Origin of the sequence: Cellulomonas jepli (genome assembly GCF_047229345.1) — a bacterium.
Taxonomy (GTDB): domain Bacteria; phylum Actinomycetota; class Actinomycetes; order Actinomycetales; family Cellulomonadaceae; genus Cellulomonas_A.
This window is the reverse complement of the sequence record NZ_JBFTER010000180.1, coordinates 1-4,070: the sequence shown is the minus strand read 5'-3', so window position 1 is coordinate 4,070 and position 4,070 is coordinate 1. Positions and strand designations below refer to the sequence as shown.

Below are 4,070 nucleotides of genomic sequence, written 5' to 3'. Positions count from 1 at the left end.
GTGCTCGCGCTCGCGGCGTGCGGCGCGCCCGAGGCGGTGGCCCCCACGCCCGAGACCGTGACGGTCAGCCCGACGATCGCACCCGCGAAGGGCGCTGCGCCGGCTCCGGTCGTGCCGCCGACGTGGCCGCTGACCGGGCTGCCGGGCGAGCCCGCCGCGCGGCCGGCCCTCGCGGTGAAGGTCGAGAACACCGCGGTCGCGCGGCCGCAGAGCGGGCTCGAGCAGGCCGACGTGGTCTGGGAGACGATCGTCGAGTTCGACGTCTCGCGGCTCATCGCCGTGTTCCACTCGCAGGTCCCCGGCGAGGTCGGCCCGATCCGCTCCGTCCGGCCCATGGACCCGCCCGTGACCGCGCCGCTGCACGGCCTCCTCGCGTTCTCCGGCGGGCAGCCCGGCATCCTCGACCTCGTCGACGCCAGCGGCGTGCAGGCGCTGAGCCACGACGCCGGCGTCGAGGGCATGTACCGGGTCCGGGGCCGGACGGCGCCGCACAACGTGTACGGCAGCCCGGAGACCTTCTGGGGGCTGGCCGACGCCGACCATCAGGCGCCGCCCGCCGAGCAGTTCGAGCACGCGCGCTCGCTCGACCGCGCGGCCGCCGTCGTCGCCGGGACACCCGCGAGCACGCTGTCGTTCCGGCTCTCCGCGGCGTCGAGCCCGTCCTGGACCTGGGACGGCACGTCGTGGCTGCGCTCCGAGGGCACCACGCCCGCGGTCGCGGCGAGCGGTGCGCGGCTCGCGGCGACGAACGTCGTGGCGATCACCGCCGACCACCCCGCGACGGAGTTCGGCGCGCAGGGCGGCGCCGCGGTCCCCACCTACACGCTCGTCGGCTCGGGGGACGCCACCGTCGCCTCGGGCGGCAAGGTCGTCCAGGCGCGCTGGCAGAAGGACGCCGACGACCAGCCGCTGCGCCTGTTCCTGGCCGACGGTTCGCCCGCGCTCCTGGCGCCCGGCACGACCTGGGTCGAGCTCGTGCCCGCCGGGTCCGGGAGCCTCACGGTCGGCTGAGCGCCCCGCCGCCCACCCGGGCGGGCCGTCACCCGGACGGCCTCAGCCCGCGGGATGACCGGGGTGGAGGGGTTGTGCACCCCGCGGTGGACCGTGGGCGGTGACCTCCGTCCCGTGGGCCGATGCGACGCCCGCCGGCCCGGCCGCACGCTGGTGCCATGACCACGATCACGTCCGAGAGCGCCGAGGAGCGCGCCGACCGCGTGCACTCCCTCGGCGCCGTCCTCGCGTCCGTCACCATCCTGTCCGCGCTGCTCGTCGGCGCCTCCTACGCCGTCGCGCAGGTCGTCCAGGTCGCCGTCTGGGCGTTCTCCGGGAGCTGACCCGGCGCTGCTGCACGCCGACCGCTCACCCGGCCGGCGGCCGACCGACGACCGACGACCGACGGCCGGCGGCCGGCGGCCGACCGACGGCCGACCTGCCGCCGACCGAGACCGCCCCGCGCCGGGCGCGCGAGGGCCACCGGCCCGTCACGAGCGCACGCGGTCCGTCAGTAGGCGTACCCGAACCCCGACCAGTCCGGGTCGCGGCGCTGCAGGAACGCGTCGCGCCCCTCGACCGCCTCGTCCGTCATGTACGCGAGCCGCGTCGCCTCGCCCGCGAAGACCTGCTGCCCCGCGAGCCCGTCGTCCGCGAGGTTGAACGCGAACTTGAGCATGCGGATCGCCTGCGGCGACTTGGTGGCCACGATGCGCGCGTACTCGAGCGCCGCGTCCTCGAGCCGGGCGTGGTCGACGACGTCGTTCACCGACCCCCAGTCGTACGCCTCCTGCGCCGAGTACTCGCGTGCCAGGAAGAAGATCTCCCGGGCCCGCTTCTGGCCGACCTGGCGCGCGAGCAGCGCCGAGCCGTAGCCGCCGTCGAACGACCCGACGTTCGCGTCGGTCTGCATGAACCGGGCGTGCTCGCGGGAGGCGATCGTCAGGTCGGCGACGACGTGCAGCGAGTGCCCACCGCCGGCCGCCCAGCCGCCGACGACCGCCACGACGACCTTGGGCATCGTCCGGATGAGGCGCTGGACCTCGAGGATGTGCAGGCGCCCGGCGCGCGCCGGGTCGATCGCGTCGGCAGTCTGCGCGTCGGGGTCGCCCGTGTACCGGTAGCCGTCGCGCCCGCGGATCCGCTGGTCCCCGCCCGAGCAGAACGCCCAGCCGCCGTCCTTCGGGCTCGGGCCGTTGCCCGTGAGCAGGACCGTGCCGACGTCCGAGGACATCCGGGCGTGGTCGAGGACGCGGTAGAGCTCGTCGACGGTGTGCGGGCGGAACGCGTTGCGCACCTCGGGCCGGTCGAACGCGACGCGCACCACCGGGAGGTCCCGCTCGACGACGTCGGCACCGGCGCCGGGCGCGGGGCGCTCGACCCCGCGGTGGTAGGTGAGGTCCGTGAGGTCCTCGAACCCGGCGACGGTGCGCCAGCGGGTCGGGTCGAACGTCTCGGACACCTGCGCGGGGAGCTCGCTCACCGGACCAGGGTAGGTCCCGCATAGCCTGGGTCCGTGACCCTCGACGTGTACTCCGTGCCGCTGCGCACGCGCTTCCGTGGCCTCGACGTGCGCGACGGCGTGCTGCTGCGCGGCGTGGCCGGGTGGGGCGAGTTCAGCCCGTTCTGGGACTACGACGCCGAGGAGTCGGCCGCGTGGCTGCACGCCGCGCGGGAGGCCGCCGACGAGGGCTGGCCGGACCCGGTGCGCACGCACGTCCCGGTCAACGTCACCGTGCCCGCGGTCGACGGGCCGGCCGCGCACCGGATCGTCGCGTCGTCGGGCGGGTGCCGGACCGCGAAGGTCAAGGTCGCCGAGCGCGGCCAGACCCTCGCGCAGGAGATCGAGCGCCTCGAGGCCGTCCGCGACGCGCTCGGGCCGGGCGGCGCCATCCGGGTGGACGCCAACGGCGGCTGGGACGTCGAGACCGCGGTCGCGCGCCTGCGCGTCCTCGACCGCGCGGCCGGCGGGCTCGAGTACGCCGAGCAGCCGGTGCCGACCGTCGAGGGGCTCGCCGCGGTCCGCCGCGCGGTCGACCTGCCGGTCGCGGCCGACGAGTCGATCCGCCGTGCCGAGGACCCGATGGCGGTCGTGCGCGCCCGGGCGGCCGACATCGCGGTGCTCAAGGTCCAGCCGCTCGGCGGGGTCCGTGCGTGCCTCGCGCTCGCGGAGGAGACCGGGCTGCCGGTCGTCGTCTCGTCGGCGCTCGAGAGCTCGGTCGGGCTCGCCGCGGGGCTCGCGCTCGCCGCGGCCCTGCCGCACCTGCCGTACGCGTGCGGGCTCGCGACCGCGCAGCTGCTGACGGGGGACGTCACGACCCAGCCGCTGCTGCCCGTGGACGGGCAGCTCGAGGTCCGCCGGGTCGACGTCGACCCGGTCGCGCTCGACGCGGTCCGCGCGCCCGAGGACGTGCGTGCGCGCTGGTCGACCCGCCTCGCGGAGGTCGAGGCCCGGTCTACGGTGGGACGGTGACGACCCCGAGCGCGCACCCGGCGACCGCGTCGGCGCGCGTGCTCCTGCAGTCCCTCGCGGCGCTCGGCGTGCGCGACGTCGTGCTGAGCCCCGGCTCCCGCAGCGCGCCGCTCGCGTACGCGCTGGCCGACGCGGCCCTGCCCGACGGCGAGCGCCCGGCGGGGGCGCCCGCGCTGCGGCTGCACGTGCGGATCGACGAGCGCACCGCGGCGTTCCTCGCGCTCGGCCTCGCGAAGGCCGCGGTCGCGCAGGGCGACGTGCGCCCGGTCGCGGTCGTCACGACGTCGGGGACCGCGGCGGCGAACCTGCACCCGGCGGCGCTCGAGGCCGCGCACGCCGGGCTGCCGCTCGTGCTCGTGACCGCCGACCGTCCGCACGAGCTGCGGGGGACGGGTGCCAACCAGACGACCGAGCAGGTCGGGCTGTTCGGCTCGGCGGTCCGCTTCGCCGCGGACGTCCCGGCCCCGACCGGCCGCCCCGGCGAGGCCCGGGACCTGCGTCACGTCGTCTCGCGCGCGCTCGCCGCCGCGGCGGTCTCGTATACACATCTCCGAGCCCACGAGACCGTCCCCGTGATGGGGTGTGGCGGGGTGGGGGGGGTAGGGGG

The 4,070-nt window shown here is 77.0% G+C and carries 5 protein-coding genes; 4 read left to right on the top strand and 1 reads right to left on the bottom strand.

Annotated features, from left to right (window positions below; all coding sequences use genetic code 11):
- Together AB6N24_RS22800 and AB6N24_RS22795 are read left to right on the top strand one after the other, a co-directional pair.
- The coding region (locus tag AB6N24_RS22800) for a DUF3048 domain-containing protein (RefSeq protein WP_412871642.1) at positions 1 to 1,011 on the top strand (1,011 nt) is incomplete at its 5' end.
- Between the two features lie 158 nt (positions 1,012 to 1,169).
- Complete coding sequence (locus AB6N24_RS22795) at positions 1,170 to 1,334, top strand: hypothetical protein (RefSeq protein WP_412871641.1); 165 nt, start codon at positions 1,170 to 1,172, stop codon at positions 1,332 to 1,334.
- A gap of 167 nt (positions 1,335 to 1,501) precedes the next feature.
- On the opposite strand, the gene AB6N24_RS22790 is transcribed toward AB6N24_RS22795, so the two are convergent.
- Positions 1,502 to 2,473 carry a 1,4-dihydroxy-2-naphthoyl-CoA synthase gene (locus AB6N24_RS22790; RefSeq protein ID WP_412871640.1) on the bottom strand — a complete coding sequence of 324 codons (972 nt, stop codon included), beginning with the start codon at positions 2,471 to 2,473 and terminating at the stop codon, positions 1,502 to 1,504.
- A 33-nt stretch (positions 2,474 to 2,506) separates the two neighbouring features.
- On the opposite strand from AB6N24_RS22790, the gene AB6N24_RS22785 reads away from it, so the two are divergent.
- Together AB6N24_RS22785 and AB6N24_RS22780 are read left to right on the top strand one after the other, a co-directional pair.
- Positions 2,507 to 3,463 carry an o-succinylbenzoate synthase gene (locus tag AB6N24_RS22785; RefSeq protein WP_412871639.1) on the top strand — a complete coding sequence of 319 codons (957 nt, stop codon included), beginning with the start codon at positions 2,507 to 2,509 and terminating at the stop codon, positions 3,461 to 3,463.
- Positions 3,460 to 4,070: thiamine pyrophosphate-binding protein (locus tag AB6N24_RS22780; protein ID WP_412871638.1), on the top strand; the 611-nt coding region annotated here is incomplete at its 3' end. The genes AB6N24_RS22785 and AB6N24_RS22780, both read left to right, overlap by 4 nt.

What these genes read in the sequence shown, in the direction of transcription:
- AB6N24_RS22795 (WP_412871641.1), top strand. Translation starts at nt 1,170, where the DNA reads ATGACCACGATCACGTCCGAGAGCGCCGAGGAGCGCGCCGACCGCGTG.